The 5,944-nt window shown below is 40.7% G+C and carries 4 protein-coding genes; 3 read left to right on the forward strand and 1 reads right to left on the reverse strand.

Features of this window, described 5'->3' with window-relative positions:
* A partial coding sequence (locus CBG25_RS10850; RefSeq protein ID WP_290603775.1) for a transposase family protein occupies nucleotides 1–281 on the forward strand: 281 nt, incomplete at its 5' end.
* A 424-nt stretch (nucleotides 282–705) separates the two neighbouring features.
* On the opposite strand, the gene uvrA is transcribed toward CBG25_RS10850, so the two are convergent.
* Nucleotides 706–3,540 (reverse strand): excinuclease ABC subunit UvrA, encoded by a 2,835-nt coding sequence (uvrA, locus tag CBG25_RS10855; RefSeq protein ID WP_290606601.1) that lies wholly within the window; start codon nucleotides 3,538–3,540, stop codon nucleotides 706–708.
* Nucleotides 3,541–3,805: 265 nt separating this feature from the next.
* Between uvrA and CBG25_RS10860 the strand changes: the two genes are divergently transcribed.
* Together CBG25_RS10860 and CBG25_RS10865 are read left to right on the forward strand one after the other, a co-directional pair.
* The gene (locus CBG25_RS10860; RefSeq protein ID WP_290606602.1) at nucleotides 3,806–4,336 is read left to right on the forward strand and encodes a single-stranded DNA-binding protein; all 531 of its coding nucleotides are present in this window, start codon (nucleotides 3,806–3,808) and stop codon (nucleotides 4,334–4,336) included.
* Nucleotides 4,337–4,892: 556 nt separating this feature from the next.
* Nucleotides 4,893–5,435, forward strand: coding sequence for a type III toxin-antitoxin system ToxN/AbiQ family toxin (locus CBG25_RS10865; protein ID WP_290606603.1), 543 nt, complete (start codon nucleotides 4,893–4,895; stop codon nucleotides 5,433–5,435).
* Nucleotides 5,436–5,944 lie beyond the last annotated feature (509 nt).

The following is a 5,944-nucleotide window of genomic DNA, read 5'->3' on the forward strand; positions in this document are numbered from 1 at the left end:
AGGTAACCATCTGGGCAGATACCGGTTTTCAAGGTATAGATAAACAGCATCCTAATACACAAATCCCAAAAAAAGGAACTCGAAAAAGACCTTTATCGCCTGAACAAAAACAAGAAAATAAAATAATCTCGGGCATCCGTATTACAGTTGAACACGCCATCGCGGGTATCAAGCGCCTCGGTTGCATGACCCAAATTTTACGGAATCGTAGACCCTTTATTGATGATACCTTCTTACTCCTTAGCGCAGGTCTTTGGAATTTCCATCTCAGAACAGCGTAAAATTTACTTCAATCACCGAAACACCCTTATTTCACTATTAAGCAACACGCTTATTAGCTGACTTACGGGCTATGAGCCCTAGGAGAAATCGGGCTGCATACACCTTGCCAAATTCACTCGTGGCTATTTTAAACCCTTTTCAAGATACAAGGTGAAGAAGAAAGAATCAGCCTAAGATTATTCTTGCTGAAAATTCGTTCTTATCGTTAACTTTTGTTAATAATACAATAGATGGAGAATTTTTGCATTTATGCCATCAGAGACAGCAGCCAAACCGATTATCAGCATGGAACTAGCATAAAAAAGAATTTCTTATTATCAAATATTGCACTTTGATTATTGCTCAACAATATTGTTGAGCAATATTGTTCCCGGCAGCTGCGCCGGGCTATTTTTCAATTTCGATAGCGGAAATTACTGCTGATTAGTAACCGCGTTTTAGGATCGGTTTTAAAAACTGAGCGGTATGTGATTGCTTACATTTGACTATCTGTTCGGGTGTACCGGCAAATAAAATCTCACCACCACCACTACCGCCTTCAGGCCCCAGATCAACGATCCAGTCGGCGGTCTTAATCACATCTAAATTGTGTTCAATGATCACAATAGTATTGCCCTGATCACGGAGTTGATGTAATACATGCAACAGTTGTTGAATATCAGCAAAATGTAAACCGGTAGTCGGTTCATCCAAAATATAGAGCGTTTGGCCGGTACCGCGTTTGGAAAGTTCCCGAGATAACTTAACCCGTTGTGCTTCACCACCCGATAAGGTTGTTGCGGATTGACCTAAGCGAATATAGGAAAGCCCAACGTCGATCAATGTTTGCAATTTACGCGCTAGCGCTGGAACCGCAGCAAAATATTCACGTGCTTCCTCAATGGTCATTTCTAATACTTCATGAATATTTTTACCTTTATATTTGATCTCTAACGTTTCACGATTATAGCGTTTGCCCTTACAGTGATCACAGGGAACATAGACGTCAGGTAGAAAATGCATCTCAACTTTGATCACGCCATCACCCTGGCAGGCTTCGCAGCGACCGCCTTTGACATTAAAACTAAACCTTCCTGGTGTATAACCTCGCGCACGAGACTCGGGTACGCCGGCAAATAATTCACGTACTGGCGTAAATACGCCAGTGTAAGTGGCTGGATTGGAACGTGGCGTTCTGCCAATTGGACTTTGGTCAATATCAATCACTTTATCGAAATATTGTAAACCTTCGATATCGGTGTAAGTTGCTGGAGTGGCATTAGTAGCCTTATTTAATTGCCGCTGAGCAATAGGAAATAACGTATCATTAATTAGAGTTGATTTACCTGAGCCGGAAACGCCGGTAATACAGGTAAATAAGCCAACAGGCAACTCCAGCGTGACATTTTTTAGATTATTACCTTGTGCACCAATCAGTTTCAGGGTTTTTTCTGCATCGATAGCTACTCGTTTGGGCGGGATGGCGATTTTACGTTCACCACTAAGGTATTTACCGGTTAATGAATCTGGATTGCTAATAATATCGTCCAGGTTGCCTTGAGCAACAATGCGTCCTCCATGTATGCCGGCGCCTGGGCCGATATCGATAATGTGATCGGCAGCACGGATCGCATCTTCATCATGTTCCACCACTATAACCGTATTGCCTAAATTACGTAAATGCAGCAGAGTCTGTAACAACCGGTCATTATCTCGTTGATGTAAACCAATTGATGGCTCATCCAATACATACATGACACCAACTAAACCGGCACCGATTTGGCTTGCTAGCCGAATGCGCTGTGCTTCGCCACCGGATAATGTTTCAGCTGAGCGGGAAAGAGACAGGTAATTTAATCCCACATTGACCAAAAATTTTAACCGATCGTTAATCTCTTTCAGAATTTTTTCCGCAATTTGTGCCCGTTGCCCACTGAGCTGCAATGTTTGGAAAAATGTCATCGCATGGCCGATACTAAAATCGGAAATTTCAGGCAGGGTGGTATTTTCAATAAATACATAACGGGCTTCTTGCCGTAAGCGGGTGCCATGGCAAGCAATACATGGCCGATTATTGATATATTTTGCCAACTCCTCGCGTACCGCCATCGACTCGGTTTCTTTATAGCGACGCTCCATATTATGGATCACCCCTTCAAAGGGATGGTATCTGACAGTAACATCGCCGCGATCGTTTTGATATTTAAATTCAATCGCTTCTTTGCCGGAGCCATATAAGATCATTTGCTTAATCGATGGTTCTAACGAACTAAATGTGGCTTCAACATCAAATTTATAGTGTTTAGCTAACGACTGTAGCATCTGGAAATAATAAAAATTACGGCGATCCCAACCACTAATTGCCCCGCCAGCTAAAGAAATTTCCTCATTTTGGATCACGCGTTCTGGGTCGAAAAATTGTTGTACTCCGAGCCCATCACAGGAACTACAGGCACCCGCTGGATTGTTAAAAGAAAACAGGCGCGGTTCTAATTCGCTCATGCTATAACCGCAGACAGGGCAGGCAAAATTAGCGGAGAAAACTGATTCGGTTGCCTGGTTGTCATCCATATCAGTGATAACTGCAGTACCACCTGATAACTCAAGCGTGGTTTCAAACGATTCAGCTAGCCGTTGTGCCAGGTCAGCACGAACTTTAAAACGATCAACCACCACTTCAATGGTATGTTTTTTATGTAGTTCTAATTTAGGTGGATCGGATAGATCGCACACTTCACCATCAATGCGGGCACGAATATAACCTTGGGCTGCCAGATTATCCAGTAGCTTGATATGTTCACCTTTACGTTCTTTAACTACCGGTGCTAGCAACATCAGTCGCTTACCTTCCGGCAGCGCCAGGACATTATCAACCATCTGACTAACCGTCTGGGCGGTTAACGGAATATCGTGATCTGGGCAGCGGGGTTCGCCGACACGGGCAAACAACAAACGTAAATAATCATGGATTTCGGTAATAGTACCTACCGTTGAACGTGGATTGTGTGAAGTGGATTTCTGTTCAATTGAAATGGCTGGTGACAGCCCTTCAATATGATCAACATCCGGTTTTTCCATTAAGGATAAAAACTGCCGAGCATAGGCAGACAGTGACTCAACATAACGGCGCTGACCTTCTGCATACAGGGTATCGAATGCCAGAGAAGATTTTCCTGAACCTGATAACCCAGTAATAACAATTAATTTATCGCGAGGAATAATTAAATTGATATTTTTTAAATTATGGGTGCGCGCACCTCTGACTTCAATGTTATCCATATACCACATCCCGGATGAGAACATATTCAAACAATAAATAAAACGTTTTATTATTACACAATTTTGGCTGAATGAATATACAGTACAGTATAGGGAGTCATATTCTGCAATTTAATAGCCAAACTTGAAAAAATTTAGCAATATTGCAGTATAATTTTCTAAGGCGTTTCGCAAAGCGCAATGGCAACGGTTTGGTTTGCATATTCAATAACGTGTTAGCATGTTAAACTAGCAATATTAAAAATTAATTCATCAGGAGTAGAGAATGGCCAGCAGAGGCATTAACAAAGTCATACTTATCGGCAACTTGGGACAAGATCCTGAAATTCGTTATATGCCAAATGGTGGTGCGGTTGCGAATCTTACTCTGGCAACCTCTGAAAGTTGGCGTGATAAGCAAAGTGGTGAAATGCGGGAAAAAACAGAATGGCACCGCGTTGTGATCTTTGGCAAGCTGGCGGAAGTGGCAGATGAATATTTGCGTAAAGGTTCACAAGTTTATATAGAAGGCTCACTACAAACTCGTAAATGGCAAGATCAAAATGGTCAGGATCGCTACTCTACCGAAGTGGTGGTGAATATTGGTGGTACCATGCAAATGTTAGGTGCGCGTGGTGGCTCACAAGAAGGCATGCCACAAAATAATCCAGCGGGTGGTTGGGGGCAACCACAACAGCCGCAACCAACCCAACAGTTTAGTGGTAACGCGCCAGCGCCTGCTGCCCATTCCGGTAAAACTGCTCCAGCTACACCAGCTGAGCCACCCATTGATTTCGATGATGATATTCCGTTTTAAAAAATACGTAGAGTTATTTGTTAAATTTCAATCTGTAAGCCCCGTGATCCGGGGTTCACCTTTATTTATAAATGTAATATCCACTTGAGAACTTTTTGGTTATCAGCCAAGTTTGTGAAACGTAAAGAATGGTGGCTAATATAGTAAGATTAATGGTTAAACATATTGTTAATAGGACAGAATAACGGCTAAAACTTCTATCTAAGGTTCTTCAAGTGTCCGTTATTTCACTCATCCTGGTGACGATGCTAACTTATGGAAGAAGAGTATCAGCACACCAAATTGCATAGATTGTAACCAATTAAAAAATAAAGGTTTTTACTGATTGTGACGTTTGTTATTGAATCTATTAAATATTTATTTCACTTTTTAACAAAAAGTGGTTGTACAATATTGGTTGACTAATGTTTTAGTCGAATTATAATCAAGTCAAAGGTGAGTCACTACCGTTAAGTGTGAAGTTAAAAGAATCGGTGAGTCACTACCGTCAAGTGTGGAGTTAAAAAAATTATTAGCCTCGCTTTTGCGAGGCTTTTTGCTATCAAGGAGTTGATTGGTGAAATTTTACGTTATTGATGATGCCTACATCAAATATTTAAAAAGTTGTGATGGAAAAGTTCGAGAGAATAAAGGAAGACCGTATATTGGTGTTGTGCTTGAGGTCAATGGAGTAGAATTTTTAGCTCCGCTGACTTCATACAAATCAAAACAGGACAGCATCCCAGATACCTCCCCTCTAATTTTCAAAATGCACGAACTAGGTAATGAAGAGAACAAACTTGGAATGGTACAGCTAAACAATATGGTTCCTGTATTAAGTTCTGAAAAAAACCTATTAGATCTATCAGCACAAGCGCCAAAGTATCAAAATCTTCTTAATTTACAACAGCAGTATTTGCGTAAGAATAAAGAAAAGCTCCAGAAGAGAGCGAATAAGCTATATAAAATTGTCTCAAAAGGTTATGCAATAGTCTTAATTAGCAAGTGTTGTGACTTTGACACTCTTGAGGCAGCGATGAAAAATTATTTATCACAGGTAAATCAATCTGTTTCGCAAGATCAGCTAGTTACTTTGACGAAAATGTTTGCTAAAAATTAAGAGCGTCAGCGTTTCCCATATCCATCAATCCAGATAGAATCTGAGACTTCAATTTTAAACGAAGTGAGATTCCTACTTGGCTAATGCGCTGAATTCGTAATAAAAGTAATAGCGATATTTTTCATATCTCAAATTTATTATCAAGCCAAAATGGGATCCTATCAAGTTTATAATAGAACTCGTTAATGTATCGAAAACCTTTGAAGTAATAGATGCCTTTTTGAGAAATACCATAGGAAGCTGCGTTATTTGGAAATTTGTCCGACAACACTCTGTAATATCATTTGCCAATGATGTAACTGTGAAATTGCTTCATTCAGACTTCTATCATCATGAGCTGGTTCGCCATTAGAAAGGCTTAAAATTGTTGAAATGCATGTCGTGTCGGGTAGCAAGAGCGTATTTCTGCGCTCCCGCCCCCTAAGAGGCTGTCGCAAAAGGGGTGGAATTTTTTTTTCAACAATATCCCACCGTGCAGATTTTCTCTTTTTCTGATTTTAGTTTGTACA

This window comes from Arsenophonus sp. ENCA (assembly GCF_002287155.1).
Lineage (GTDB): Bacteria > Pseudomonadota > Gammaproteobacteria > Enterobacterales > Enterobacteriaceae > Arsenophonus > Arsenophonus nilaparvatae.